The 26,738-nt window shown below is 71.3% G+C and carries 27 protein-coding genes; 13 read left to right on the top strand and 14 right to left on the bottom strand.

Annotated elements, in window-relative coordinates; translation table 11 throughout:
• Positions 1 to 85 precede the first annotated feature (85 nt).
• A complete protein-coding gene (locus tag BM419_RS20945) occupies positions 86 to 406 on the bottom strand; it encodes a PsiF family protein (RefSeq protein WP_026605361.1) in 321 nt (106 codons plus the stop codon).
• Between the two features lie 170 nt (positions 407 to 576).
• Between BM419_RS20945 and BM419_RS20940 the strand changes: the two genes are divergently transcribed.
• Together BM419_RS20940 and BM419_RS20935 are read left to right on the top strand one after the other, a co-directional pair.
• Positions 577 to 2,058 (top strand): carbohydrate porin, encoded by a 1,482-nt coding sequence (locus BM419_RS20940; RefSeq protein WP_348273196.1) that lies wholly within the window; start codon positions 577 to 579, stop codon positions 2,056 to 2,058.
• Between the two features lie 202 nt (positions 2,059 to 2,260).
• Positions 2,261 to 2,566, top strand: a complete 306-nt coding sequence (locus tag BM419_RS20935; protein WP_091927594.1) for a hypothetical protein — start codon at positions 2,261 to 2,263, stop codon at positions 2,564 to 2,566.
• 348 nt (positions 2,567 to 2,914) lie between these two features.
• Here the strand turns inward: BM419_RS20935 and BM419_RS20930 are convergent, their stop codons facing one another.
• Positions 2,915 to 3,502: a TetR/AcrR family transcriptional regulator gene (locus tag BM419_RS20930; protein ID WP_056524163.1), complete on the bottom strand. Its 588-nt coding sequence runs from the start codon at positions 3,500 to 3,502 to the stop codon at positions 2,915 to 2,917.
• Positions 3,503 to 3,643: 141 nt separating this feature from the next.
• Here BM419_RS20930 and BM419_RS20925 point away from each other — a divergent pair, with 141 nt between their 5' ends.
• The 5 genes from BM419_RS20925 (at position 3,644) to repB (ending at position 10,466) form a co-directional block, all read left to right on the top strand.
• Positions 3,644 to 4,042, top strand: coding sequence for a RidA family protein (locus tag BM419_RS20925; RefSeq protein WP_091927593.1), 399 nt, complete (start codon positions 3,644 to 3,646; stop codon positions 4,040 to 4,042).
• 1,425 nt (positions 4,043 to 5,467) lie between these two features.
• Complete coding sequence (locus BM419_RS20920; protein WP_091927592.1) at positions 5,468 to 6,559, top strand: replication protein RepA; 1,092 nt, start codon at positions 5,468 to 5,470, stop codon at positions 6,557 to 6,559.
• 191 nt (positions 6,560 to 6,750) lie between these two features.
• The gene (gene repC, locus BM419_RS20915) at positions 6,751 to 8,088 is read left to right on the top strand and encodes a plasmid replication protein RepC (RefSeq protein WP_091927591.1); all 1,338 of its coding nucleotides are present in this window, start codon (positions 6,751 to 6,753) and stop codon (positions 8,086 to 8,088) included.
• 121 nt (positions 8,089 to 8,209) lie between these two features.
• Positions 8,210 to 9,385, top strand: a complete 1,176-nt coding sequence (gene repA, locus BM419_RS20910) for a plasmid partitioning protein RepA (protein ID WP_020096188.1) — start codon at positions 8,210 to 8,212, stop codon at positions 9,383 to 9,385.
• A 4-nt stretch (positions 9,386 to 9,389) separates the two neighbouring features.
• Positions 9,390 to 10,466 carry a plasmid partitioning protein RepB gene (repB, locus tag BM419_RS20905; protein WP_091927590.1) on the top strand — a complete coding sequence of 359 codons (1,077 nt, stop codon included), beginning with the start codon at positions 9,390 to 9,392 and terminating at the stop codon, positions 10,464 to 10,466.
• 126 nt (positions 10,467 to 10,592) lie between these two features.
• Here the strand turns inward: repB and BM419_RS20900 are convergent, their stop codons facing one another.
• The 3 genes from BM419_RS20900 to BM419_RS20890 all read right to left on the bottom strand — a co-directional run bounded on the left by BM419_RS20900 (position 10,593) and on the right by BM419_RS20890 (position 13,543).
• Positions 10,593 to 11,048: a hypothetical protein gene (locus BM419_RS20900; protein ID WP_139257095.1), complete on the bottom strand. Its 456-nt coding sequence runs from the start codon at positions 11,046 to 11,048 to the stop codon at positions 10,593 to 10,595.
• A gap of 168 nt (positions 11,049 to 11,216) precedes the next feature.
• On the bottom strand, positions 11,217 to 12,245 hold the full coding sequence (locus tag BM419_RS20895) for an amidohydrolase family protein (RefSeq protein ID WP_091927605.1): 1,029 nt from the start codon (positions 12,243 to 12,245) through the stop codon (positions 11,217 to 11,219).
• Between the two features lie 149 nt (positions 12,246 to 12,394).
• Positions 12,395 to 13,543, bottom strand: coding sequence for an NHL repeat-containing protein (locus BM419_RS20890; protein WP_091927588.1), 1,149 nt, complete (start codon positions 13,541 to 13,543; stop codon positions 12,395 to 12,397).
• Positions 13,544 to 13,814: 271 nt separating this feature from the next.
• Between BM419_RS20890 and BM419_RS20885 the strand changes: the two genes are divergently transcribed.
• Together BM419_RS20885 and BM419_RS20880 are read left to right on the top strand one after the other, a co-directional pair.
• The gene (locus BM419_RS20885) at positions 13,815 to 14,594 is read left to right on the top strand and encodes an alpha/beta fold hydrolase (protein ID WP_091927587.1); all 780 of its coding nucleotides are present in this window, start codon (positions 13,815 to 13,817) and stop codon (positions 14,592 to 14,594) included.
• A gap of 200 nt (positions 14,595 to 14,794) precedes the next feature.
• A complete protein-coding gene (locus tag BM419_RS20880; protein ID WP_091927586.1) occupies positions 14,795 to 15,208 on the top strand; it encodes a thioesterase family protein in 414 nt (137 codons plus the stop codon).
• Positions 15,209 to 15,277: 69 nt separating this feature from the next.
• On the opposite strand, the gene BM419_RS20875 is transcribed toward BM419_RS20880, so the two are convergent.
• The 5 genes from BM419_RS20875 to BM419_RS20855 form a co-directional block, all read right to left on the bottom strand.
• Positions 15,278 to 15,886 (bottom strand): helix-hairpin-helix domain-containing protein, encoded by a 609-nt coding sequence (locus tag BM419_RS20875; RefSeq protein WP_091927585.1) that lies wholly within the window; start codon positions 15,884 to 15,886, stop codon positions 15,278 to 15,280.
• 229 nt (positions 15,887 to 16,115) lie between these two features.
• On the bottom strand, positions 16,116 to 17,063 hold the full coding sequence (locus tag BM419_RS20870; protein ID WP_091927584.1) for a PDR/VanB family oxidoreductase: 948 nt from the start codon (positions 17,061 to 17,063) through the stop codon (positions 16,116 to 16,118).
• Between the two features lie 14 nt (positions 17,064 to 17,077).
• A complete protein-coding gene (locus BM419_RS20865; protein ID WP_026605417.1) occupies positions 17,078 to 17,647 on the bottom strand; it encodes an MOSC domain-containing protein in 570 nt (189 codons plus the stop codon).
• A gap of 20 nt (positions 17,648 to 17,667) precedes the next feature.
• A complete protein-coding gene (locus BM419_RS20860) occupies positions 17,668 to 18,057 on the bottom strand; it encodes a Rid family detoxifying hydrolase (RefSeq protein ID WP_042670561.1) in 390 nt (129 codons plus the stop codon).
• Between the two features lie 93 nt (positions 18,058 to 18,150).
• Positions 18,151 to 19,425, bottom strand: coding sequence for an MFS transporter (locus BM419_RS20855; RefSeq protein ID WP_165923165.1), 1,275 nt, complete (start codon positions 19,423 to 19,425; stop codon positions 18,151 to 18,153).
• Positions 19,426 to 19,682: 257 nt separating this feature from the next.
• Here BM419_RS20855 and BM419_RS20850 point away from each other — a divergent pair, with 257 nt between their 5' ends.
• On the top strand, positions 19,683 to 20,291 hold the full coding sequence (locus BM419_RS20850; RefSeq protein WP_020096176.1) for a helix-turn-helix domain-containing protein: 609 nt from the start codon (positions 19,683 to 19,685) through the stop codon (positions 20,289 to 20,291).
• A gap of 60 nt (positions 20,292 to 20,351) precedes the next feature.
• Here the strand turns inward: BM419_RS20850 and BM419_RS20845 are convergent, their stop codons facing one another.
• Together BM419_RS20845 and BM419_RS20840 are read right to left on the bottom strand one after the other, a co-directional pair.
• Entirely contained in the window at positions 20,352 to 20,591 is a 240-nt protein-coding gene (locus tag BM419_RS20845; protein WP_012329666.1) for an Lrp/AsnC ligand binding domain-containing protein, read from the bottom strand.
• Positions 20,592 to 20,687: 96 nt separating this feature from the next.
• Positions 20,688 to 21,473: an alpha/beta fold hydrolase gene (locus BM419_RS20840; RefSeq protein ID WP_091927582.1), complete on the bottom strand. Its 786-nt coding sequence runs from the start codon at positions 21,471 to 21,473 to the stop codon at positions 20,688 to 20,690.
• Between the two features lie 126 nt (positions 21,474 to 21,599).
• Here BM419_RS20840 and BM419_RS20835 point away from each other — a divergent pair, with 126 nt between their 5' ends.
• The 3 genes from BM419_RS20835 to BM419_RS20825 all read left to right on the top strand — a co-directional run bounded on the left by BM419_RS20835 (position 21,600) and on the right by BM419_RS20825 (position 25,341).
• The gene (locus BM419_RS20835; protein WP_020096173.1) at positions 21,600 to 22,232 is read left to right on the top strand and encodes a GntR family transcriptional regulator; all 633 of its coding nucleotides are present in this window, start codon (positions 21,600 to 21,602) and stop codon (positions 22,230 to 22,232) included.
• Between the two features lie 95 nt (positions 22,233 to 22,327).
• On the top strand, positions 22,328 to 23,851 hold the full coding sequence (locus BM419_RS20830) for an aldehyde dehydrogenase (RefSeq protein WP_056524199.1): 1,524 nt from the start codon (positions 22,328 to 22,330) through the stop codon (positions 23,849 to 23,851).
• An 83-nt stretch (positions 23,852 to 23,934) separates the two neighbouring features.
• Entirely contained in the window at positions 23,935 to 25,341 is a 1,407-nt protein-coding gene (locus tag BM419_RS20825; RefSeq protein ID WP_091927581.1) for an MFS transporter, read from the top strand.
• A 46-nt stretch (positions 25,342 to 25,387) separates the two neighbouring features.
• Here BM419_RS20825 and BM419_RS20820 read toward each other — a convergent pair whose 3' ends face one another.
• Together BM419_RS20820 and BM419_RS20815 are read right to left on the bottom strand one after the other, a co-directional pair.
• Positions 25,388 to 25,822, bottom strand: coding sequence for a YybH family protein (locus tag BM419_RS20820; protein ID WP_091927580.1), 435 nt, complete (start codon positions 25,820 to 25,822; stop codon positions 25,388 to 25,390).
• Between the two features lie 66 nt (positions 25,823 to 25,888).
• Positions 25,889 to 26,440, bottom strand: coding sequence for a lipocalin-like domain-containing protein (locus BM419_RS20815; protein ID WP_244527019.1), 552 nt, complete (start codon positions 26,438 to 26,440; stop codon positions 25,889 to 25,891).
• Between the last annotated feature and the right edge of the window lie 298 nt (positions 26,441 to 26,738).

The following is a 26,738-nucleotide window of genomic DNA, read 5'->3' as shown; positions in this document are numbered from 1 at the left end:
CGGTCGGTATCTCGAACGGCATCCGTTTCACGCAGCCCTGACATTGGTCAGAAGCCGAACAGGGACGCGGTATGGGCGCAGGCGACTAACCTCTGAGGCACGTGCTCATGAACGCCTTGCGCTCGGCGCCCTTGAGGCTCTTGGCCGAGGCATCCGCATTGCAGCTCTTCATCTTCATCTGCTGCGGCGTCAGCTCCTTGGCCGGCGCGGCGCTCTTTCCCGCGAGGCAATCTGCCATGAAGCTCTTGCGGGCGGCGCCCGACAGCCGTTGCGTCCCAGCATCCACGTTGCAGGATTTCATCCGATCCCGCTGCGCGGTCTGAGCCGCCGAGGGTGCGGGGGCCTGCGCTCGGACGGACACCGTGCAGGCGAAGACGAGGGCCGAGGCGAGAGCGAGCGTACGCACGGTGGAGGACCTCCGGTGATGCGGAGAACCCTAGCGACCTGCGGTTGTACGAGCCAGTGCCAGCGCCACGTCTGTCCCATCAATTCGCGGCGATGTCTCGCCACCGCCGTCGTCGAATGGTCACGAGGCTATGCCTTCGTTCGCCGAGCCCGATGTCTCCAGAGGTCCTGGTGCGCTCTGTCATCTGCGCCCTCGCTGGCATCACGCTCGTTCTCATCGCGCCGGTCGGCCGTGCCTTGGCCGAACCGGCCGCGGATCCGCTGGCGACGGCCGCGCGGGTCGCCGCGGAAGGCCTCGCCATCGGTTCACCCTCGGGCGCAGGCGGCGATCCGCAGACCTCGGTCGCTCAGCCCGTGTTCTCGGCCGGTCGCGCGGCGGAGGTCACGACCTCGTTCCAGCCCCTCCTCGGGACCGCCGGCGATCCCGGCGGGTTCCGCGCCTTCCTGGAGAGCCGCGGGATCACCTTCGGCCTGATCAGTGTGGCCGAGACCTTCCGCAACCTGCGCGGCGGCCTGCGGCGGGGCTCCACGGGCCTGACGCTGCTCGATCTCGACGTCGATGTCGATCTCGACACGCTCGCGGGGTGGAAGGGGGCGACGGCCCACGCCACTGTCTACCAGATCCAGGGCAGCGGAGCCTCCCGCAGCCGCGTCGGCAACCTCATGACGATCAGCGAGATCGAGGCCCTGCCGGCTTCGCGGCTCTCGGAGCTGTGGCTGGAGCAGAGCCTGTTCGACGACAGGCTGTCCGTCCGTATCGGCCAGCTCTCCGCCGACACCGAGTACATGGTGAGCCAGACCAGCATCCTGTTCACCAACGGTACCTTCGGCTGGCCGGAGATCTTCGCCGCGAACATGGTGGACGGAGGGCCGGCCTATCCGCTCTCGGCGCCGACCGTCCGCCTGAAGTACGTCCCGACGCCCGATCTCTCGTTCCAGGCGAGCGTGATCGACGGCACACCCGGCGGCGGCCGTCCCCGCTCGGGCGTAGACCCGCAGCGCCGCAATCCGAACGGTATCCGCTTCCCCGTCTCCGACCCCCCGCTCGTCATCGCCGAGGTCGCCTACGCCTACAACACCCGTCCGGGTTCCGAAGGCCGGCCGGGCACCGTCACGCTGGGCGGCTGGCACCGCTTCGGCCGCGTCGATGCCCTCACGCCGGATCCGGTGAGTGGCCTCGATCGGAGGGTTTCGGGCAATTCGGGCCTCTACGGGCTCATCGACCAGACGATTTACCAGGAGCCGGACGATCCCAACGACGGCGCCAGCGTCTTCCTGCGTGCGTCCGTCTCGCCGGGGGACCGCAATCTCGTGGACCTCTACATCGACGGCGGCATCGCCTATCGCGGCCTGATCCCCGGACGGTCGGACGACACGCTGGGCCTCGCCGTCGGCATCACCCGCATCTCCCCGGCGGCACGCCGGCTCGATGCGATCGCCGCGCTCCAGAGCACGACACCCGCACCGCGCCGGAGCGCCGAGATCTTGCTCGAGGCGACCTATCAGGCCGTGCTCGCGCCCGGCATCGCCCTGCAGCCGACGGTGCAGTACATCGCCCATCCGGGTGGCGGGATCGCCAATCCGCGCGATCCTGACGGCAAGCGGGTGCGCGGCGCCGCGGTGTTCGGCCTGCGTGCCATCACCCGCTACTGAGGTGAACGCGGCCCGCTTGCGTGCCCCCGCGCGCGCCGAGCGCGTTGCGGTCTCGGGAGGAGCGCGGCGGTTCGGCGCGAGCTCACGTCCGCGGGTGCGGGACGTCGCGCGCGGGAAGCCGCCTGTGTGGCCGCGGCATCGGAACGCCCCGTCGGCTGACGGGTTTGTGAGCCGGCAGAAGGGGTCAGGTGAAGGTAGCGGTATGGCATCGATCCGGGAGATCGCGGACACGCTGAGGAGGATCGCCGCGCCGGGCATGAAGCCGAAGGCGATCCGTTCCGCCATCCGTGAGCGGCATCCGGAGGCGAGCAAGAAGGAGATCGTCCGCGCCGCGTTCTACGCCGTGACAGAAGGGCGGACCGCTACCGAGGGCGCGACCGCGGAGCTTCACGACTTCGCGCTGGCTGAGCGCATCGCCGAGGACAACGCGGACGTGGTCTTGAAAGCGAGCAAGCGCAAGAGGAAGAAGCGCTCGTCGGACGCATCGGACCGATCGCCGGCGCACTGAGCAGGGCGCGCATCGTCCGGTCTCTGCACGCTGGAGATCCGCTTCCGGGACACGCGCCGATACGCTCTGACGGCAGGGTCGGGTCGGTGGGAGGCCGTCCGCATTCGCAGCGGTCGCGCTCCACGGCGGCCATTCCGCTCTCGGCCAGCATCCGCCATCGCGCGACGCCCGCCTGAACGTCTCAGACGGATGGCTTCCGGCTGGTCGGCTTTCGAGCGACATAGGTCCGGAGCAGACGTCGTTCTCGTCTCCTCTCTCGCTGTTCGTGCGCTGGCCACCCTGCAAGGTGTCCCCCGACGAACGCGTCGCGCGCGCCCGCGGATGACGCGTCCAGACCGGTGGGGCGGCCTACTTGAGGAGGCCGTTCGCCAAGCACCGGAAGGCCTCGGTGGCCCTGGCGAGGACGGCCGGCGGATCGTCGGACGCGGCGACCCAGAGCGCGGCGTTGAGCGCCGCGCCGTTGATCAGGCGCGCCGCGGCCTCGGCATCGACAGGCTTGACCGTCCCGGCCTCCACGAGGGCCTGGATCGTCTCGGTCGTCGTGCGCAGGCAGGCGGTCTGGCCCGGCCACCGCGACGGATCGCCCAGCACTGCCGGTCCGTCGAGGAGCACGATGCGCTGGATCTCCGGCTCGAGGGCCAACTCGATGTAGGCGACGCCCTCGTCGAGGAAGCCGAGCCAGGGCGTTGGCGCCCTCTCGCGCGCGACCCGCGCCTTAGCGACCATCTCGGCGTCGAGCTGGGCGATGACGGCCTGAAGCAGGCCCTTCTTGTCGCCGAAGTTGTGATAGAGCGCGCCACGCGTCAGGCCGGCCGCTTCCGTCAGCTCATCCATCGACGCCGCTGCGTAGCCCTTCTCGGCAAAGGCTGCACGCGCCGCGCGGATCAGCCGCGCGCGGGTTTCCTCCATCTTCAGCGCGCGCCGTCCCGATGCCACAGGATGCCTCGATCCTTCGCGTATGCCCGCATGTGTTGACATACGCCGCGTATGTCACGATATTTCTACATACGCGGCGTATGTGGATGGTGCCGCGAGGTCGATGGAAGCCGTCGGCACCCTTCGCAGAGGACACGCGATATGCCGAAGCGCGATGCAGTCTTTCCGCCCGGACGGCAAGCCCTCTACGACAAGCACCGCTACTCGGCCGCGATCCGGTCCGGCGACCTGCTTTTCGTCTCCGGCCAAGTCGGCAGCCGCGAGGATGGCTCGCCTGAACCAGATTTCGGCGCGCAGGTTCGCAGTGCCTTCGACAGGCTGAACGCCGTTCTCGCGGCGGCCGGCTGCAGTTTCGACGACGTGGTGGACGTGACAACCTTCCACACCGACCCTGAAACGCAGTTCGACACAGTGATGGCGGTACGCGACGTAATGATCGGCGAACCGCCCTATCCGAACTGGACTGCCGTCGGCGTGACCTGGCTCGCGGGCTTCGACTTCGAGATCAAGGTCATCGCCCGTCTTCCGACCCCGGTCTGAGTCGGTGTTCGGCTCGGACGATGCCGGGAAGAATCACCAGGCCGCTTGTTCCTCCACGGTCCCGATACGGGCATCATCGTCGATGAGACGGATTTAGACGATCGCTCCTGACCCTGTACGAACTTTGAACTTGGATCACCGCGTGGGGCCCATCATCCGGCGAGGAGCCCCGCCGATTGGACCACCACAACCACGAGCATGCAGACCGCCGCCGCGGCCGCCGCGTACGACACGATTTTCGTGAATCCCTTCATGGATCTCCTCCTGACAAATCGGATCCTCGGTCGTCGACAGAGATCGCGGCGCGCGACCGCGCTCCGGGAAGGCAAGACGGCCCGGATCGCCGCGTCACACACCGTATCGGGGTGTCACGTCGTCAACACTCCTCGGTGGCGAGCGTAAACAACGACAGGAAGATTCGGTTCACCTCGGATGCGCGCGTCCTGTCCTCGAGCGACAACTTGCCGCCCGCGACGCGGCACGTCCTGGAACTTCGTAGGCGATGGGTGAACGGGACGCGCGGCCCGCGCAGGGGCGCACGGGGCGTCCATGACCGGCCCGGTGCCGACGCCCGTCGCGCGAGCAACCCGAAGGCACCCTCCCCTCCCGGTCCCGCTCCGTAGCGCTCCGATGTGTCGGGCGGTCACCGACCGCGTCGTCGCGGGCCGCGACCGGATGCCCGACCGTCTCCGGACCACGGGACCTTGCCGGTCAGCGACGCCACTGGCCGACGCGTCGCCGCACCACCATCCTGATCCTGCGGTGCGCGGCTCGCATCTGGGTCGTCCCTGCCGATCGGTTCACGCCGCCTCACGGGCGCGCGGGTTACGGTCCGCCGCTGGAAGCGCGTCGGCGAGGTCCCGAGCAGGCCGGGTCGCCACCCTTCGTGCGGCTGATTGGCCGCCTCGCTCTCTGTCCAGTGGCGTCCGAGCGCGCCCGAGACGCGTCGCCGGTCAGTGGCCACCCAATGCGCTGATGCCGGGCCTTCCGACGCGACCGCTTACAAAAATCAGCGCCCCCTGTCCGCTCCTGAGAAAACTCAGCGCGGCCCCAGCGGTGTCCGACGGCGCGGGACTTACAAAAATCAGCGCAGGTGGACGCGCCTGCCGCGGTTTGGAAGGTCGCCAAGCGCCCTCACCCGTCACCGACGGCGTGCGCCACGCTGACTTTTGCCAGCGGACGGTCGGCGAGCGCTGATTTTTCGCACTCGCGCCGCCGCGACCGGCGCCAACGGCGGTCGCAGCCGTGCCGGGACGCCGTCGCGGCTCGACCGCTGGGCGGCCGTGGGTCGCCGACGCTGAGTTTTGTAAAGAATCCCGGTCGGCGCGCTGAGATTTGGAAACCCGATGATTGCGCCCGGTCGGCGACTCGCAACTGATAGCCTCCAAATTGCCCTGTGCTCGGCACGAGGAGAGCGAGACCGGCATGAACGCGGCAGAGACCCGCCAGTTGAGCCTGTGGGAGCAGAGCCTGCTGCGCCCCGAGGCCGGAGCCGACCGGCCGACGACCGGGCTCGGCCCCGCGCTCGACGGCCGCATGGATGTGTCGTTCCTCCACAAGGGCTTCTGCATCGCCGGCCTGCCGCTGCGCCGGCCCAAGAACACGATGGAGCCGTGGAACCGGCGCGACGGTCGCTTCTCGCTGACCGTCGAGCCGGCCCGGTTCGTCCTGCCCAACGGGCGCCAGATCGAGGTGGGCGTCCCGTTCGGACCCAAGGCGCGCCTCCTCTCCATGTGGCTGGCCACGGAGGCCCGCGATCCGCGCCGGAGCGCCGGCGACCGCTGGATGGAGATGGGGCGGATCACCGAGTGGTTGAAGGCCGTCGGTTTGCCGGTCACGGGCGGCGAGCGGGGCTCGATCGGGCCGACCAAGGACCAACTCGTCCGGCTGAGCTTCCCCATCTTCACGATGGTCCTGAACGGCGACGAGGGCGGCCACGTCTTCAAGCGCGAGAGCCTGATCGAGGGGGGCGCGTTCAAGGATGACGACCTCGAGGTCTGGGCCGCCGGGGGACACAGCGCCATGCGCTGGCCGGAAGCGCTGATGCTCAGCCAGAACGCCTACGACCGCTTCACGCGGCACTCGATCCCGGTGCCGACCGCCAGGCTGCGCCAGGTCGCCCACAACGCCATGGCGATCGATATCCTCGTGTACCTCTGCTACCGGCTGCCGCTGCTGTCGCGCGGGGAGAGCGAACTGCTGACCTGGCGCGATCTGATGGCGCAGTTCGGCTCCTCGGAATTCGCCTCCCGCTTCAAGCAGGCCTTCTCGGAATCGATCAAGCGCACCCTCGACGCGTACCCGGAAGCCAACGTCGCGATGACGGCCGAGGGTCTGGTGCTGCGGCACTCGGATCCGGCGGAGCTGCGGCGCGCCTTCGTCGCCGTCGCGGGGGGGCCGACCCGTCGCGCCCGTGCCGCGCCGCGGGCGCGCAAGGCCGCGCGGGTCCCGGATCAGACGGGCCCCCGCGAGAGCGCGGCGGACCTGCTGACGCCGGCCAGTGCCGCGCGCGGCTGACGGCGGGCCACCCCCACTCCTCTAGACGGAGCAACCCGGCAAAAGAAAAGGCCCCCGAGACGTTCGCCCCGGAAGCCCTCTCTGTCGTCTGGACAACCTCAGAGAATCACTCCCGGACATCGCTGTCAACCACGCGACGCGGCCATCGCCTCGGCGGGCGCTGCTCTCTTGCCTCATCGCGGGCGAGGACCATGCATCCCGGACACGAACCCACGACGCCCTTTGGGCGGCGACCGCTCTCGCTCGGCATGATGGCCGCGCAGGCGGCGGCCAAGGCCTGCCCCGACGACGCGGTCGGGCACAAATGGCGCATCTTCCGCGACGTAACCGAGGCGAAGGATCACCTCGCCGTCTCGGACCGCGCCCTCGCGGTGCTGAGCGCGCTGCTCACGTTCCATCCCGAAACGGCGCTGTCGCCCGGCTCGCCGCTCGTGGTCTTCCCGTCGAACCGCGAATTGTCGCTGCGGTCGCACGGCCCGTCCCCGGCGACGCTGCGGCGCGCGCTGGCCCAGCTCGTCGCGGCCGGCCTGGTGATCCGGCGGGACAGCCCGAACGGCAAGCGCTACGCGCGCCGCGACGGTGCCGGCGCGATCGCGCGCGCCTTCGGGTTCGACCTGACGCCGCTCGTGGCGCGCGCGGGGGAATTCGCCGCGCTCGCCCGGGCGGTGCGGGCGGCCGCGCGCCGGCGCCTGCTCCTGCGCGAGGAGATCGCCCTGCACCGCCGCGACCTGTCGAAGATCCTCGCCCTGGCCGCCGAATCCGGATGGCCCGGGCCCTGGGCGGCGCTCGCGGACCGGTTCGCGGCCTGCGGCGGCATGCCGGGTCGGACCGCCGGCGAGCCCCACCTGCACGCCGCCGCCGAACCGCTGCGGGCGCTGCGCCGGGAGGTGGACAAGTGGCTGCCAAGTTTGGTGAATGCGCCGGAAATGGTCGGCACTGCGTCTCACGGTGAGCGCCACCATCAGAATTCAGATCCAGATCCTGCTGACGAATCTGAACGGTGCCCCCGGCGAGGCCCGGCCGGAGCCGCGCGATCCGACGTCGCTCCCGCGCCCGACCAGCCGCGTCCCTTCCCCGCGCCGGTCCCCTCTTCCCTCCCCTCGCCCCTGCCTCTGCCGATGGTGCTCGAGGCCTGTCCCGACGTCGTGCTCTACGCCCGCGACGGTATCCGGAGCTGGTCCGATCTGGCCGGCGCGGCGGAGGTCGTTCGTCCGGCGTTGGGAATCGGCCCGGACGTCTGGGAGGCGGCCCTGGCCGCGATGGGGCGGGACCACGCGCTGGTGGCGCTGTCGGCGATCCTCCAGCGCGCCGAGTCGATCGGCGCGCCCGGCGCCTATCTGCGCGACCTGACGCGGAAGGCCCGCTCCGGCCGGTTCTCGGCCTGGCCGATGCTCTTCGCCCTGTGGCGCCAGCGCCGTCGAGCGTCAGCCGACGGCCCAAGCGGTCCCCTCCGCGTCGCGGGAGTTGACCGCGGTCAACACGCTCGCCCGCTCGGAGGCGGGGCGGCGCGAGCGTCAACATTCTGTTAAGGTTGACTGTGATCTTGTCACGGTGCGGCGGCGTTTGCGGCCGCGAAAACCGTGACAGGAGTTCGGAACCGTGGCCAGCCCCGCGGCGCTCGCCGCCCTACCCTCTTCGGGGTCAACCTCCATGGCGATGCACGATCTGATCGCCGGCGACGCGCAGGCGCTGTCGGCCAAACTGCAGTCGCACCGGCAGCGGCTTTTCCCGCCCGAGGCGCGCAAGCAGCTGCGGCGATTCTCGTCCGGCGAGGCCGCCAAGCTGATCGGGGTCGACGACGGCTACCTGCGGCGACTCTCGCTCGACGGCAAGGGGCCCGCCCCCGAGATCGGGCCGTCCGGGCGGCGATCCTACTCGAGCGCCGACATCCAGGCGCTGCGCGGCATGCTGGACGAGGGGGCCAAGACCGGCCGGCGGTACCGGAAGGAGCGGCGGGCCGAGGAGCATCTCCAGATCATCGCGGTGGTGAACTTCAAGGGCGGCTCGGGCAAGACCACCACGGCGGCCCATCTCGCGCAGCACATGGCGCTGCAGGGCTACCGCGTCCTCGCCGTCGATCTCGACCCGCAGGCGAGCCTGTCGGCCCTGCACGGGATCCAGCCCGAATTCGACGTGCGGGACAACGAGACCCTCTACGCCGCGATCCGGTACGACGCGGCGCGCCGTCCCCTGACCGACGTCATCCAGAAGACCTACTTTCCGGGCCTCGACCTCGTGCCGGGCAATCTCGAGCTGATGGAGTTCGAGCACGAGACACCGCGCGCCCTCCTCCAGCGGAGCAGCGACGGCGATTCGCTGTTCTTCACGCGCTTCGCCCAGGCCCTGGCGCCGGTCGCCGACCGCTACGACGTGGTCGTGGTCGATTGCCCGCCGCAACTCGGCTACCTGACGCTCTCGGCCCTGTGCGCGGCGACCAGCGTGCTCGTCACCGTGCATCCGCAGATGCTCGACGTGATGTCGATGTGCCAGTTCCTGCTGATGACCTCCGAGATGCTCGGGGTCGTCGCCAAGGCCGGCGGCGACATGAACTACGACTGGATGCGCTACCTCGTCACGCGCTACGAGCCGACCGACGGTCCGCAGACCCAGATGGTCGCGTTCATGCGGACCCTGTTCGGGGAGCGCGTGCTCACCAACGCGATGCTGAAGAGCACGGCGGTCTCGGATGCCGGCATCACCAAGCAGACCCTGTTCGAGGTCAGTCGCGACCAGTTCACGCGCGCGACCTACGACCGCGCGATGGAGAGCCTGGACGCGGTCAACGGCGAGATCGAGGCGCTGATCCGCACGGCATGGGGACGCTGATCCGATGGCCCGCAAGAACCTCCTCGCCGGCCTGCTCGATCCGGCCGACCAGACCGAGTTGACCGCGGTCAACTCGCCCCGCGACGACGCGGCGGCCGGGCGATCGGAGCGGGGCCCCGCCCCGGCCGTTCCCAGCTTCACCGGCCGCGGCGCGGTCGGCGCGATGAGCCGGTCCCTGGAGCGCCTGACCTCCGAGGTCGTCTCGGCGCGCGCCGCGGAGGACCAGCTCAGGTCCGGCAGCGTCGCGGTCGATCTCGATCCGGGCCTCGTCGACCCGTCGCCGGCCCCCGACCGGCTGCCGGTGATCGACGGCCCCGGCGAGGACGCCTTCGTAGCCGTTATCCGGGCGCAGGGGCAGCAGACCCCGATCCTGGTGCGGCCCCATCCCACCGTCAGCGGGCGCTATCAGGTCGCGTTCGGCCACCGGCGGCTGCGGGCCGCCGCCGCGCTCGGGCGGCCGGTCCGCGCGCTGGTGCGGACGCTCACGGATGCCGAACTCGTCGTCGCCCAGGGTCAGGAGAACAACGCGCGGGCCGATCTCAGCTTCATCGAGCGGGCCGCCTTCGCCCTGACGCTGGAGCGGCTCGGGCACGGGCGCGACGTGATCATGGCCGCCCTGCTCGTCGACAAGACCGAGCTGTCGCGCCTGATCGCGGCGCGGCGCGCCCTGCCCGATTCCGTGATAGCCGCCATCGGTCCCGCCCCGAAGGCGGGACGCCGCCGGTGGATGAGCCTCGCGGATCGCCTCGCCAGCCCGGAGATGCGGGCGCGGGTCGATGAGATCGTCGCCGCGGACGCCTTCGCGACCCTGTCCTCCGACCAGCGGTTCGTGCGCGTGTACGCGGCCGTGGCGCCGGTCCCAGCCCCGGCGCCGCCGGTGGTCCGCGCGGGGCCGGAGGTGGGGCTGGCGGAGGACGGGCGCCACTTGGCGCGCGTCGAGCGGACCCCGACGACCGTGGGCCTGATCATCGACGAGACGCTCCATCCCGCCTTCGGCGACTTCCTCGTCGCGCGCCTCCCCGAGCTGTTCGCGGCCTACGAGCGCGAACAGGCGCGCGGCCCGGAGCGATCCGGGCTCTGAGGTCGCGCCGCGCGGGCCTCGCGCCGCCGGGGCGGACCGGTCGCGAGGCCGCCGGTTCCCGAGATCCGCCGCGCGCGATCCGCCCGCACGGGGGAGGGGGCTCCGGCGCGCTGCGTGAGGCGCCGGCTACCTGCAGGCCTCGGCCCGCTTGTCGATCAGGCCGCGCAGCCCGGAGAGGCTGATCTCCTCCGTCATGGCCTCGTGCCATCGGTCCAGCAGGCGGATGCTGAAGCGTCGACCGGCCAGAATATCTTTCAATACGTCCCCATTCAGCGTGATCACTCCGGCGTCCTGCATCTGCGTTGTGGGAAACATCGCGTTTGAAACAGGTCCGTCGTCGATCCGATACTGATAATTGAAGATGGAATTCTTCGGTAGGCCGGTGATCTCGATGCGGTCGCCGACGATCTGGATGCGCGACCGCGCCTTCGGCGCCAGAACGCAGGCGACGTCGCCGCTCGACGGGGCCGCCGATTTCCTGAGCACCCAGTCGCCCTCGCCGGCGACCGTCTGTCCGGCCTCCTGAGCGTGGCCCAGGCCCGCGACAAGGCAGAGCGCGACGGCGCAGATCGTGACCCTCATGAACGACATCCCCGCTTCACCCGCCGGTCCGGCCCTGGGACCAACATCGTTCGCGCGGCGGCGCCGTCGATCTGAGACACATTCGCCCGGTCACCGGCAGGCGCGCGCCGGCGGATCCGCGATCGGGTCCGCCCCGCCTCTGCGACTCCTCCGGGGGCCTCGGCGGCCCTACGGCGTCACGCCGACCGACCGGAGCCGCGCCGCGAGGCGCGGATACACGCGCAGCGCGTTCCCGGCGTAGATCTTGGCCCGGTCCGCGTCCGGGATCGCCGCGGCCTCGACGTAGCGCTTGGTGTCGTCGTAGGCGTGGCCGGTCTCGGGATCGACCCCGTTCACCGCGCCGACCATCTCGGAGGCGAACAGCACGTTCTCGCGCGGGACGACCTTGAGCAGCAGGTCGATGCCGGGCTGATGGTAGACGCAGGTGTCGAAGAAGACGTTGCGCATCAGCTCGGACAGCGGCGGCCGCTTCATGTCCTGGGCCAGCCCCCGGTAGCGCCCCCAGTGATAGGGCACGGCACCGCCGCCGTGCGGGATGATCAGGCGCAGCGTCGGGAAGTCCTTGAACAGGTCCGAGGTCACGAACTGCATGAAGGCGGTGGTGTCGCCGTTGATGTAGTGCGCCCCGGTCGCGTGGAAGTTGGGATTGGCCGAGGCGCTGACATGCACCATGCCGGGCACGTCGAGCTCGACCATCTTCTCCCAGAGCGGGTACCAGAACCGGTCGGAGAGCGGCGGATCGGTCCAGTAGCCCCCGGACGGGTCCGGGTTGACGTTGCAGCCGACGAAGCCGAGCTCCTCGACGCAGCGCTCGAGCTCGGCCGTGCAGTTCTTGGGCGAGACACCCGGCGATTGCGGCAGCTGGCAGACGCCGACGAAGTTCTGCGGCATCAGGCTCGTCACACGGTGGATCATGTCGTTCGACACGATCGACCAGTCGAGGCTGGTGCGGGCCGTGCCGATATGGTGGCCCATCCCGCCGGCCCGCGGCGAGAACAGCGCCAGGGAGATGCCGCGCTCGGACTGGAGCTTGAGCTGCCGCCCGCTCACGCTGGCGCGCACCGCGTCGTCGCTGACTTGCAGGTCCGACGGCTTGGGGGACTGGCCCGGGTCGTTGAGCGCGCCGATCTGGCGCTTGCGCCAGTCCAGCATGGCGGCCGGCTCGGTGGTGTAGTGCCCGTGGCAATCGATCACCAGACCCGTGTAGCGCGACGGCTCGGCCCGCGCGGCGCCGGCCGTCAGCGCCGCCGCCCCCAGCCCCGCGAGGCGGCCTAGGAAGCCGCGCCGGGGCAGGCAGCACGCGCAGCCCGCGCCGGCGACCGGCGTGGCCGGATCGGCCGCCGCGATCATCGCGCGCCGCCCTCCGGCAGGGCGGCGCGCTTGCGCAGCACCATGTCGCCCCGGAACAGGAACTTCTGCGCCCGCTTCCCGGTGTCGACCTCGGTGGTGAAGACGTTGCCCTTGGAGTCGATGGCGAGGTTGTGGACCCAGTGGAAGTCGCCGGCCATCCGGCCGTTGCGGCCGAAGCGGCCGAGGATCTCGCCGGTGTCGCGGCTCAGGGTGCGGACCTCGTTGTTGGCCCCGTCGGCGTTGAGCAGGTAGGTCTGGCGCTCGTCCGGCCACAGGGCGAGTTCCCAGACCGAGCCGTTGGCCCGGGTGTTCTTCTCGACGAACATCTCCTTCACGAAGGTGCCGTCCTTCCGGAACACCTGGATCCGGTCGTTGGTCCGGTCACACACGTAGACGAGGCCGTCGCGGGCGACCTGCACGCAGTGCACCGGGTTGGCGAATTGCTGGGACGGGGCCGCCGCCGGATCGTAGGGGCCGAGCTTGTCGTCGGTCGGCGGCTTGCCGTAGGCGCCCCACATCCGCTTGAACGCGCCGGTCTCCGCGTCGAACACGATGACGCGGTGGTTGTAGTAGCCGTCGGCCACGTAGAGCTCGTTCGTCTCCGGATCGACCATCATGCCGGCCGGCTTGCCGAGGCGGCTCGTGTCCCGGCTGTCGGTCTGCGGCCCCTGTTTGCCGATCTGCAGCACGAACTTGCCGTCCGGGGTGAACTTCAGGATCTGGCCGTCAGTGTCGCCGTTGCCGGCGAGCCAGACGAAGCCCTTGTGGTCGATGTGGATGCCGTGCTCGTTCTGGGGCCACTGATAGCCCTCGCCCGGGCCGCCCCAGGACTTCACCAGGCGCCCGGCCTGGTCGAAGACGAGCACCGGGGGCGCCGGCTTGCAGCAGCGGGTGCGGGGCGGATCGAGGCTCGCGGCCTTCTCGTCGTCGGTGAGGGTGCGCGGCCGCTGGATCACCCAGACATTGTCCTGCGCGTCGACCGCGACGCCCGCCGCCTGACCCATGATCCAGTCGTTCGGCAGGCGCTGCGGCCAGGCCGGATCGACCTCGAAGCGCAGCGGCTCCTCGGCGAAGGCCGGAACGGCGAATGTCAGCACTGTCAGCGAGGCCGCAGCCGTCAGCCGACGCAGCACGCGTTGCAGCATCTCGGTTTCCTCTCCCGATTTTTACTCAATTCGTGCCGCCATGAGAGGCTGAAAGGCCGCCCTCGTCCAGCATCGCGCAGCATATCCGGGTAACATCCCGCGACGCTTGCGCGCGGATGTTCCCGTCCGCGCGCGGTCCCGGCCGCCGCCGGGTCGCACCGAGATGCGCGCCGAGATGCGCCCTGGGCGGCCCGAGGCTGTATCCTTCCCGCGCCGACGGCGAACAGGGGCGGTACGTCCCACATCGACGAGTCCGGATGGAGGCGCCCCCATGATGACGCGCAGAACGCTGACCCGCACCCTTGCCGCCGGCGCGGCCGCCGCGCTGCTGCCCGGACCGGCCACCGCCCAGGACCTGCCGCGGGCGCGCAACGTCGTGCTGGTCCACGGGCTGTTCGCCGACGGGTCGTGCTGGTCGGAGGTGATCCCGCACCTGCAGGCGGCCGGCCTCTCCGTCACCTCCGTGCAGAACCCGCTGACCACCCTCGCGGAAGCGGTGGCCTCGGCGCAGCGCGTGCTGGCCCGCCAGGAGGGACCGACCGTCCTCGTCGGCCACTCGTTCTCCGGCATGATCGTGACCGAGGCCGGGATCGACCCGAAGGTCTCGGCGCTGGTCTACGTGGCGGCGCGGGCGCCGGACGCGAACGAGGATTACGCGGCGCTGGCGAAGGCCTACCCGACCCCGCCCGCCTCGGCCGGCATCGTGTTCGACGGCGACGAGGGGCGCCTGAGCGAGGCGGCGTTCCTGCGGGATTTCGCGGGCGACCTGCCGGTGGAGAAGGCGCGGGTGCTGTTCGCGGTCCAGCAGCCGTTCCGCAAGGCCCTGCTGACGGGACGGACCACCCAGGCCGCCTGGCGCTCGAAGCCGAGCTTCTACGCGGTGTCGACCGAGGATCGGACCATCGACCCGGACCTCGAACGGTTCATGGCCAAGCGCATGAACGCGCGGACCGTCGAGCTCCGGGCGAGCCACCTGTCCCTGATCTCGCGCGCTCCGGATATCGCGGACCTCATCCTCGAGGCGGCCGGCCAGCCCCGCCGTCGGCGCTGACCGGACGCGACTCGCTTGCGAGCGCTCGTCCCTCCCTTCCGGGGGTTCCCGGTCCGGGGTTCTCGTGCCGGGGTTCCCGTGCCTGGCCGGGCGGCGGGGAGGGGGCTGGGCTGCGTGCGGCGAAGGTCCCGGGATGTCCGGACGCGGTCCCTCGGCCCTACCTATCGGTCATCGGGCCGAAACGGATCTGGAGCGCGCGCATGCAGGACATCCCGTTGGGGGCGAAGGGGAGCTTCGCCATGCTGGTCGGGCCGTCACATCTGGCCAGCCAGTTCAAGGACAACATCCTTCCGCCGGTCTTCGCCACGCCGATGATGGTCCTGATCATGGAGAACGCGGCGCTGAACGCCGTCCGCCAGTACCTCGATCCCGGCGAGAGCGCCGTCGGGACCAAGGTGGACGTGACCCACATGGCGGCGACCCCGGTCGGGCACCGCGTCCGGGCGGAGGCCGAGGTGGTCGGCGTCGCCGGACGCCAGATCCAGTTCCGCGTCGCGGCCTGGGACGAGTCGGAGCAGATCGGGGCCGGGACGCACGAGCGGATGATCGTCGACATCGAGCGGCTCGGCAAACGTCTCGCCGCCAAACAGCCCGCCCCGTCGAAGCGCGCGTAGCGTCCGGGCCGTGGCCCCTGGCACCCGTGGGACCGGCGAGCCCGGCTCGGTGCCGACGGGCCTCGACCCTCAATCCGGGCGGCCCGCGCCAGCGGACTCGGTCTGCCGCACCGCGACGGCAGCCCTGATCGCCTCGTAATCGGCCTTCTTCAGGACACGCCGGGTCACGAGATCCTCCGGGGAGCCGTAGGGCCGGAACGCGACGATCCGGCGCCCGATCATGCCGGCCCCGAGGGCGTTCAGCTCCTCGACGGACGCCGTGTTGAGGTCGACGCCCTGGCCCAGAGAGGCCGGCGGCTGGCCGGAGCCCGGCGCGCCCTCGGCCTGCTGCGGCGGCGCCGCCGGCTTCGCCACCCCGCTCGCCGCGGGGCCATCTGGCGATGCGGGCGGCGATGCGGGCGGGGTTGCCGCCAGGGACGACGGGGGGGCGGCTGTCGCGTTCCGCGGTGCCGGGGCGACGCGCTGGGCGGATCCGGCGTTCGGCCCCGGATAGACGGACCGGATGGCCTCGCCCTGCGGGTCGATCCCGGATCGGTCCTGCTTGGACACGGGAATCGCCGTGGACGCCTGCTTGTCGCGGCTCGCGTGAGGCCGGGGCCCGTAGGAGATCCAGAGGCCCGCCAGGACGACTGCGGCCGCCGCCAGACCGGCGCTGATGGACAGCGTGGATCGGCTCATTCTCACAACCTCCTCTTGGCGGGCGGGGCACTGCCCCACGGCGATGGCACTGTCGAGGCGGGCTAACCCAGCCCGAGCGGCATCGCCATCCGCCGCGTGAGGTTCGCTGATCCGAATCGTGCGGCGCGCTGGCGCAGCTCACGGTCGCGCGGGCCGCGCGGCGAGGCGGCCGGCGTCGTCGCCCGCGCGGGGCCGCACGTCTGATAACGCCGCAGCGCGGGTCCGGCCGTCAGAGTTCGAGCGTCACGGCGTCCCGCGCACGCGAGACGCAGGGCATCATGCGGCTCCGGCGCTTGGCGAGCGGCAGGACCGCGTCGCGGTGGAGGACCGCGCCGTCGCGATAGCCGCACTCGCAGGCGCCGCAGACGCCGAGCTCGCAGGAGGAGGGCAGGTCGAGCCCCGCGCCGCGCAGCACGTCGAGCAGCGACCGGTCGGCGGGCACGTGGAGCACCTGCCCGGTGGAGGCGATGCGCGCCTCGAACGGCTCCGGTACGAAGCCCTCGTCGCGCAGCGGCTCGAAATGCTCGCTGTGCACCCGCTCGGCGGGCCAGCCCCGCGCGACCAGGCCCTCCTGGACCGCGTCCATGAGGCGCCGCGGCCCGCAGGCGTAGGCGTGGGTCCCGGTCTCGGCCGGGCCGAGGGCGTCGGGGTCGAAGCGCCGCCCCTCGGACCCGAACCAGCACCGGAGGCGCGGCCCGCAGACCGCCCGCACCGCTGCCAGCAGCGGCGCCGCCTCGGGGGAGGGGGCGCAGAGGTGGAACGCGAACTCCGCTCCCGACGCGGCGAGCGCGCGCGCCATGGCGAGCAGGGGCGTCACCCCGATCCCGCCGGCCACGAGCAGGTGGCGGCGCGCCTCGGGGTCGAGGGGGAAGTTGTTGCGGGGCGCCGAGACGTGGGCGAACGCCCCGGGCGCGAGCGTCTCGTGCGCCCAGGCCGAGCCGCCCCGGCCGGCCGCCTCCCGCTTGATCGCGATCTCGTAGCGGCCCCGGTCGGCCGGGTCGCCGCACAGCGAGTACTGTCGCACCCGCCCGTCCGGCAGGCGCAGGTCGACGTGGGCGCCGGCCGTCCAGGCGGGGAGTTCCGGGCGCGCGGGATGGACCAGACCGAGGTGCAGCACCTCCGGCGTCGTCGCGACCGCGTCGGCGACGCGCAGCTTCATGATCAGGCGGGCCGTCATCGCGCGCAGCTCCGTCAGTCCAGCAGCGCGATCGCGTCGCCGGGCCGGATCACGCCGCCGCTCTCGATCCCGCAGTTCAGGCCCGAGCGGTTGTAGAGCGGCAGGTAGACCGGCATTCCGAGCAGCTCCTCGAGATAGCGGCAGGGGAAGTTGAGGCGCCCGCCCCGCAGGATCACCGCGCCGACCCGGAAGCGCCGGCCGACCAAGTGGTTGAGCGGCACGCCGCGCACCGTGAGGTTGCGCCGATGGTCCCCCGGCAGGAGGCGCAGCGGCCCCTCCTGCAGCGGCGGGTCGTTGCGGTTGAGGGCGTCGAGGGCCTCCTGCTCGATCAGCGTGACCTCGCGCACGTCGGGCTTGGGCGAGTAGGTGCCGGTGCCGAGGAAGTAGCGGTCGCCCTCGATCCCGCGGCCGGCCACGCACACGGCCTCGGACACCTCCTCCATCTCGTAGCTCGCCGCGGGGGCGATGTGGATGTGGGTCAGGCTGCCGACCCAGCCGGCGGCGCCGCCCGGAACCCGGACGGCGGCCGATCCGGCCGCGTGCGCGAAGGCCTCGACCATGCGGGGTGCGGTCTCGCCGGTCATCGTGCTGGTCGCCTCGGTTGTCATGCGGCCTCCGTGGCGAGCGCGATCGCCTCGATCTCGACCCGGGCGTCGCGCGGCAGGCGCGCGACCTCGACCGTGGAGCGGGCCGGGGCCTCGCCCGGGAAGTGCTCGGCGTAGACCGCGTTCATCGCGGCGAACTCCGCCATGTCCTTGAGGAACACGGTCGTCTTCACGACGCTCGCGAGGCTGGCGCCGCCCGCCTCGAGCACGGCGGCGAGGTTGGCAAGGGACCGCCGGGTCTGCGCCTCGATCCCGTCCGGGAACGCGCCGGTGGCGGGATCGATCGGCAGCTGTCCGGAGGCGAAGACCAGGCCGCCGGCCCGGATCCCCTGTGCGTAGGGCCCGACCGCCGGCGCGGCCTTCTCGGTGCGGATGGTGTGCTTCGTCATGCAGTGGATCTCGCGTCGGTATGTTTCAGATAGTGGACGATAATCCACTGTATGGGAAGCCGCCGCGCGCGTCCGGGGCGGCGGCTCATCCGGTCAGTCGATCGGCTTGCGCGCCGTCTCCGGGGCGAGGAGCGTCGCCGTCAGGGTGATGCAGGCGAGGGCGATCAGGTAGACGGAGATCGGCCAGGTCGCGCCGGAACTCCAGCCCAGCAGGGCCGCGGCGATCAGCGGGGTGAAGCCGCCGCTGAGGGCCGCGCCCACCTGGAAGCCCAGCGAGGCGCCGCTGTAGCGCAGGCGCGCGTCGAAGAGCTCGGACATCCAGGCGGCGCCGGTGCCGAACATGATCCCCTGGCCGAAGCTCAGGGCCACCGCGACGGTCAGGGTGATGATCGTCGGGTCGCGCGTGTCGAGCAGGGTGAACAGCGGGAACGCGAAGGCGATCGAGAACAGGCAGGCGGCGACGAACAGGGTCCGGCGGCCGTAGCGGTCCGACAGCCAGCCGAAGGCCGGCAGGGTGAAGAGCTCGATCACCGCCGCCACCAGGATGCCGTTCAGGATGATGCTGCGCGACAGCCCGAGCTGGCCGGTCACGTAGGAGATCGAGAACACGGTCACGACGCTGACGTAGGCGATCTCGGAGACCTTGAGGCCTACCGCTTTCAGGAAGGTGCGCGGGTGCTCGGTGAGGATCTCCATGACCGGCAGGCGCGCCACCGCGGACCGCCGCTTCACCCGCTGGAACGCGGGGGTCTCGTGCAGGCGCAGGCGGATGAACAGCCCGAGGCCGACCAGCAGCGCGCTGGCCAGGAACGGGATCCGCCAGCCCCAGGCGAGGAAGTCCGCCTCCGGCAGGAAGCCGCACAGCGCGAAGGCCCCGATCGACGCGATGACGCCGAGGGGGTAGCCGAGCTGGACGATGCTGCCGAAGAAGCCGCGCCGCTCCGCCGGGACGCTCTCCACCACCATCAGGACCGCGCCGCCCCACTCGCCGCCGATCCCGATGCCCTGGACCAGGCGCAGCGCCACGAGCAGGATCGGGGCCCAGATGCCGATCTGCGCGTAGGTCGGCAGGCACCCGATCAGGAACGTGCCGAGGCCCATGATGATGATGGTCAGGGACAGCATCGCCTTGCGGCCGATCTTGTCGCCGAAATGCCCGAAGATGATGCCGCCGAGGGGGCGCGCCAGGAAGCCCACCGCGTAGGAGCCGAACGCCGCGATGGTGCCGACCAGCGGGTCGAAGCTCGGGAAGAACAGCTTGTTGAACACGAGCGCCGTGGCCGTCCCGTAGATCAGGAAGTCGTACCATTCGACCGTCGTGCCGATGACGCTCGACCAGACGATCTGGCGCCGGTCGGCGACCGGCACCGGGCCGGCATCGAGAACGGGGGACGCCTCAAGGGGCAACGCGGTATCGGCCACGGCACATCCTCCACTGTGATGGATAAAAATCCATTCTTGTGGAGGCAAGCGGCGTGCCAGCCGGGCGACGCGCGTTCCGGAGTGCGCTTCGGCGCAAGGTGCGGCGCAAGGTGCATTTCGGCAGCCCCTGCGCTAGGCGGGGGCGACTCTCTCGGTGCCGCGCCCCGGTCGCGCGGCCCGGACGCGGGCGCGGAAGACGGGGCATGACGGCGAGGACGATCATCGGGGCGGACCCGGCAGCGACGGAGACGTCCCCGCAGATCCACATCGCCGAGGAGATCCGGCGGCGGCGCAGGGAGCAGGGCCTGTCGCTGGAGACGCTGGCGGCGCGCTCGGGCGTCAGCCGCTCGATGATCTCCAAGATCGAGCGCTCCGAGGCCGTGCCGTCGACGGTGGTGCTGTCCCGCCTCGCGGAGGCGCTCGGCGTCACCTTCTCGCGGCTGATGGCGCCCGCGACGGAGCGCGAAATCCTGGTCATCCCGGCGAGCCGCCAGCCGATCCTGCGCGACGAGGCGTCCGGCTACCTGCGGCGCTGCATCTCGCCGGTCCTGCCCGGGCGCGGCATCGACTGGGTGCTCAACACGCTGCCGCCCGGCGCCAGCACCGGCGAGTTCACCGCCCATCGCCGCGGCGTGTCCGAGTACATCTACGTCCTGCGCGGCCGCCTGCGGGCGGTGATCGGCGAGCGCGCGGTCATCATGGAGACCGGCGACAGCCTGTATTTCGAGGCCGATGCCGGGCACGCCTTCACCAACGTCGGCACGGAGGCGTGCGAGTACTTCCTGGTGATCGACCCGTCGCGCGTCCGCTGAGCCGGGCCGCCCCGGACGTCCGCGGCGCGCGGGGCCGGCCGCCGGTCCCGGTCGGGCGCGTCAGTGGAAGGCCTTGAAGGCGATGATCGTCTCGGAATCCTTCACGCCGTCGAGGCGCAGGAGGAAGTCGTTCACGAACAGCCCGATATCGACGCCGTTGTCCACGTGGAACTTGGCCATGATGTCGAACCGTCCGGCCGTGGAGTAGATCTCGGACGCGATCTCCATCGCGACGAGCGCGTCGGACACGGCGTAAGTCTTGCCGATCTCGCATTTGATCTGCACGAAAAATGTCTTCATGTCCGTCTCGCTGGATGGCGCGCCGCCGCGGCCGCGCGGATCGGGGCCGCCGACCCCGCCGGAGCGGCCGAACCTAGCACCGTTCCGCGCGTCCGCTCAGGCGGCACCCGGCCGGAGAAACGCCAGGACCTCGCGAGCGAACAGCTCGGGGGCCTGGAGCTGCGGGACGTGGGCGCAGTCCGGCAGCGTCACGAACCGCGCGTCCGGCAGCCCGGCCGCGAGCTCGCGCGCCATGGCCGGCGGGGTCGCCTCGTCCTCCTCCCCGACGAGCACCAGCGCAGGCGCGCGGATCTCGGAGAGGCGCGCGCGCAGGTCGAGGCCGGCCAGGGCCGCGCAGGCCGCCCGGAACACGTCGACGTCCGTGCGCAGGAAGGCGGCCCGGCGCTCGGCCATCAGGTCCGGGTGCGCAGCCTGGAACGCGGGCGCGAACAGCCGGCGCATGGCCGTGTCGGCGAGCGCCGCGAGCCCCTTCTCGGCCGCCGCGCCGGCCATGCCGCGGAACGCGGCCCGGCCGGGCTCCGGGAAGCAGGCGCCGCAATCGGCGAAGACGAGCCGGTCGAAGAGGTCGGGGTGGCGCAGGGCGCAGAGCAGCAGCACGAAGCCGCCGTAGCCGTTGCCCAGCCCGGCCGCCGGCCGGCCCCCGGTCGCCGCGCGCAATGCCGCGCCGACCCGGTCGGCGACGGCCTCGAGGCCGCCCGGCGCGGGCGCGGAGGCGCCGAACCCGGGCAGGTCGGGGACGAGGAGCCGGAAGTCGCGGCCGAGCGCCGGGGTGACCCGGTCGAAGCTCGTCCGGTCGGCGAGCAGCGAGTGCAGCAGGACGAGGGGCGGGCCCTCGCCGGAAGCGGTCACCGCGACCTGGCCATCCGCGAACATCGCCTGCATCCGAAACCTCCCCCGCCGCCTCTGCCGGCGGCTCCACGACGCTGTCGCATCCGACGCGTTCGCTCGCAATCCGGTTGACGTGATATTTCACAAATGGCAGCATGTGTCGATCGAACGAGGCCGTGCGTGCTGCTCCGAGACAACATCTACGCGGCGATCCGCGCCGACATCCTGGCCTGCGTCCTGCGCCCCGGCGCGGAGGTGCGCGAGCAGGAACTGGCCCAGCGCTACGCCGTGAGCCGGCAGCCGGTCCGGGAGGCGCTGCTGCGCCTGGAGCGCGAGCGGCTCGTCACGGTTCACGCGCGTCAGGGATATCAGATCAACGCGATTTCGGTGGCGGACGCGCGCGATCTGCTGCGCATGCGCCTCGCTCTGGAGCCGGCCTGCGCGGCCGAGGCCGCGGCCGGCGCGCCCGCTTCCGTCCTGGCGTCCCTCGACGCGTTCCGCGCCGTCGCGGACGGCGCCGACTTCATCGCGGAGAACCGCGCCTTCCACATCGCCCTCGCCGAGGCGTCGGGGAACCGCCGCATGGCCGCGACCGTGCGCGACCTCGTCGAGCAGGCGGACCGGCTGGTCCGGGTCAGCCTCGACGGCATCCGCGGGCGCGACCCGGCGCAGCTGGTGGACGAGCACGCCGCCATCATCGACGCCGTGCAGCGGCGCGACGGGCGCGGGGCGCGCCGCCTCGTGCGCGCGCACGTCGCCCAGGCCGAGCGCCGCATCCTGACCGCCCTGGAACGCAGCGCGATCGTCCTCTGAACGAGCCCGCGCCCGGCGCGGAGCCGAGGGACGCGGTCGAACACGACACCGGGCCCGACCCGGCCCGACTACGGACCCGACACGGGAGAGACGCCATGACCCTGCACGCGCCGGAACCGACCGTCGAGACACGGGGCAACTTCATCGACGGGCGCGAGGTCGAGGCCGGCGACGGGACGCTGATCGACGTGCGCAATCCCGCCACCGGCGCGGTGATCGCGCGGATCCCCAATTCGGGGCCGGCCGACGTCGACCGGGCGATGCGCGCGGCCCGGGCGGCCTTCGAGGGCCGGGAATGGGGCGGGATGGACATCCGGGCGCGCGCCCGGCTGGTGAACCGGCTCGCCGACGCGTTCGAGGCCAACCTCGACACGCTCTACCGGCTGGAGACCACCAACAACGGCCGGCCGGTCAACGAGACCCGGGCGCAGCTCTCGCGGCTGCCGGACTTCTTCCGCTACTTCGCGGGCGTGGCGCTGGCGCGGCGCGACGACGTCATCCCGGTCGAGGGCAACTACCTCAACTACACCCGCCGCACCCCGATCGGCGTGGTGGCGAACTGCACGCCGTTCAACCACCCGCTGATGATCCTGTGCAAGTCGCTGGCGGTCGTGCTCGCCACCGGCTGCACCACAGTGGTCAAGCCCTCCGAGTACACGCCGCTCACGACCCTGAAGCTCGCGCAGATCTTCACCGAGGCCGGCCTGCCGCCGGGCGTGTTCAACATCGTGCTGGGACTCGGCGCCTCGACCGGCAAGGCGCTGGCCGAGCACGGCGACATCAACAAGCTCGTGCTCACCGGCGGCACCGAGGCCGGCCGGATCGCGGGCTCCGCGGCCGCGAAGGTCTTCGCCCACCAGACCATGGAGCTCGGCGGCAAGACCCCCGTGATGGTGTTCGACGACTTCGACGTCGAGCGGGCGGTGAACTACGCGGCCTTCGGCGCCTTCATCGGCGCCGGCCAGACCTGCGTATGCGGCAGCCGCCACCTCGTCCAGGCCTCGATCTACGACGAGTTCGTGGAGCGGCTCGCCGCCAAGACCGCCGCGATCCGCCTCGGCGACCCCTTCGACCCGGCGACGCAGCTCGGCCCGGTCATCTCCGAGCGCCAGCGCGAGCGGGTGCTGGCCTATGCCGGCTACGGCCGCGACCAGGGCGCCCGCGCGGTGGCGGGCGGGCGGGCGGCCCGGGTGCCGGGCTTCGAGGGCGGCTACTTCGTGGAGCCCACCGTGTTCGCGGACGTCACCGCCGACATGCGCATCTTCCAGGAGGAGGTGTTCGGGCCCTTCACCAGCGTCACCCGCTTCGAGGACGAGGCCGACGCGCTCCGGCTGGCCAACGACTCGCCCTTCGGCCTCGCCGCGGCCGTGCGCACCCGCGACGTCGCCCGGGCCCACCGGGTGGCGCACGCGGTCAAGGCCGGCATCGTCTGGATCAACGACCACCACCGCCTCGACCCGGCCTCGCCCTGGGGCGGGGTCGGCGACAGCGGGCTCGGCCGCGAGTGCGGGATCGAGAGCTTCAACGACCATTTCGACGTGAAGAGCGTGATGGTCGCCACCGGCGACGGGCCCTTCGACTGGTACCGCGACACGGCCGGCCAGCGCCGCCTGAACTGACGTCCGGCGGCGCGGGGGATGCGAGGTCCGCGCCAGACGGACCCCTTCCGCGCCGGCCCCGAACCCGAGGAAGGAAACGCCCCATGTCCGAAGCCGTGAGCCCGGCGGTCAACGCCGGAGGCCGCCTCGACCGCCTGCCGATCGGCCCGTTCCATCGCCGCATCATGTGGCTGATCGGGATCGGCATGTTCTTCGACGGGTTCGACATCTACATCGCCGCCACCGTGCTCGGCGCGACCCTGAAGAGCGGCTTCTCGACCCTGCCGCAGAACGCGTGGTTCGTCTCGGCCACCTTCGTGGGGATGATGGCGGGCTCGTTCCTGACGGGCTTCTTCGGCGACCGCTACGGGCGGCGCTTCACCTACCAGGCGAACCTCCTGGTCTTCGGGCTGGCCGCGCTCGGGGCGGCCTTCGCGCCCAACATGACGGTGCTGATCGTGCTCCGCTTCATCATGGGCGTCGGGCTCGGGGCCGAGAACGTCGTGGGCTACTCGACCATGACCGAGTTCGTGCCGGCGCGCTCGCGCGGGCGCTTCCTCGGCCTCATGGCGGTGTTCGTCGTCACGGGCCTGCCGGCCGCCTCCCTGATCGGCTACCTGATCATCCCGGCCTTCGGCTGGCGCGCGATGTTCGCGCTGGGCGGCCTCGGGGCGCTCGCCGTCTGGTACGCCCGCAAGAGCCTGCCGGAATCGCCGCGCTGGCTCGAGGCCGTGGGGCGCCACGCCGAGGCCGAGGCGCTGATGCGCGCGATCGAGGCCGAGGCGGGCCGCGGCGCGCCCCTGCCGCCCGCCGCCGCCATGGCGCCCGTCACGCAGCTCGGGCTCGCCGCCCTGTTCCGGCCGCCGCTCTTGTCGCGCCTGCTGCTGGGCTGCCTGTGCCTCGTGGTGATCAACACCCTGCTGTACGGCTTCGTGACCTGGCTGCCGACCTTCTTCATCCGGCAGGGTCTCTCGGTGGCGACCTCCTTCGGCTACGCGCTGCTGATGGGGCTCGGCGCGCCGGTGGGCAGCGCCATCGGCGCCCTGACCGCCGACCGCTGGGGCCGCAAGCCGACGATCATCGGCGCCTCGGCGGCGGCCATCCTGTTCGGGATCCTCTACCCGATGACCCTGGATCCGGTCCTGCTGCCGCTGGTCGGGTTCGGGCTGACGGTGCCGATCTACGTGCTGGTGGCCCTGCTGTTCGGGATCTACATCCCCGAGCTGTTCCCGACCGAGGTGCGCCTGCGGGCGTCGGGCCTGTGCAACACGGTCGGGCGCGGGGCGACCATCGTGACGCCCTTCCTGGTCGTTACCCTGTTCGAGACCTACGGCATCGCGGGCGTGACCGGCCTGATGATCGGGCTGCTCGCCCTGCAGATCGTGGCGGTCGCGGCGTTCGGCGTCGAGCCGCGCAGCCAGAGCCTGGAGAGCCTGGAGGCCGGCGTGGCGCCGGCCGAGGGCGGCCCGGCCGCCCGGGCGCGGGGCACGGTTCCGCGCCCGATCCACTGAGACCGGGAGGCGCTCCGCCCGGCCGTCCCCCGGCCGGGCGAGGCGATCAGTTCCAGGTGTGCAGGACCGTGCGCCAGGCGCCGTCGCGCTTCTCCAGCACGTTCACCCAGTTGCCCTCGAACTTCTTCTTCGCGCCCCCGTCCCCGGGGCCGGTCATCTCCCAGCGGCCGGACACGATGAGCAGGTTGTCCTTCGGCAGCGCCGATTTCACCGTCGTCTTGTGCTCGTCCCACCCCTTCGCCTTCAGTCCGGCGAAGAACTTCTGGATGCCGTCGCTGGTCTGCGGCGCGCCCTTCGTGACGACGATCGCGTCGGGCGTGTAGAGCTTGGCCAGCGCGTCCATGTCGCCGCCGTTATACGCCGCGTCCCACTGGCTCGCGGCGCTCTGCGCGTCGGCCTGGACGGTGTCCGCCCGGCACAGGCTCGGTGTCAACAGGGCGACAGCGAATACGGTCGCGTGCAGGACGTGGGGACGCAGCATGTCTTCCTCCATCGTGAAATGTTCTGGTTGATGAGTGCGTGACGTCGCAGGGTCTTCGGACTTCGACTAAGGGTATTTCTCCCAAGTGAGCGTGATGACGCTCATCCTGCCGTCGACGTTGAACTTGAACGGCACCGTCGTGAGGACGAGCCGCCCGTTCTCCTGCGCGACGTGCCGGACCTGGGAGGTCCCGGTCCAGGCCTCGTTCCAGGACGTGTCGATGTCGTGGACGATCCGGTCGCCCTCGAGCCGGTAGGTCCCGGCATAGGCGAAGAAGGTCTTGTGGAGCTTGATCCGGTCCGCGTCGGACATCTTGTCGTTGGCGATCGGCCGCTCCCGGCCTTCGTGGGCGCAGACCACCATCATGCGCCCGTCGCGGCCGTAATGGATCCACCCGGTCGGCTTCGGGCCGCCGTAGGCGTCGATGGTCTCGCCCGTGTCCACGATCCGGCGCGTGGCCGCGGCGAGGCGCCAGGTCCCGACGACCGCGTCCGCGTCCACCGCCCATCCGGGCGAGATGCCGAGACAACCCGAGACCAGGACGGCGGCGCCCGCGACGCCGACCATCGCCGCCTCGGCGAGCCGAGACCTGCGCAACCCCTGTTCGACGACGCGCATCGCAGCGACCCCCGGTAAGGCCATGGGGACTCAGAGCACGAACCAGACCGTACGCGACCGAACCATCACTGAATACCATGATCGGTGCGAATGCAAGACATATGTGCTGATTTGATAAAAACGAAAACAGTCAAAGATCTGATATGGTCCGAATGGCGTTGGAAAGATAAGTATAGATGCGCTCGAGAGACCTGCGCGGCCTGCCGGCCGAGTCGACGGCGCGCGCGGGGGCGACGTTCGGGAGGGGGATCGGCCGCCCGCATGCGGAAACGTCCTGATCCGCGTGTCCGGATCGTCC

The sequence above is a fragment of the Methylobacterium sp. yr668 genome (genome assembly GCF_900116245.1).
Lineage (GTDB): Bacteria > Pseudomonadota > Alphaproteobacteria > Rhizobiales > Beijerinckiaceae > Methylobacterium.
This window is presented reverse-complemented; position numbering and strand designations above follow the sequence as displayed.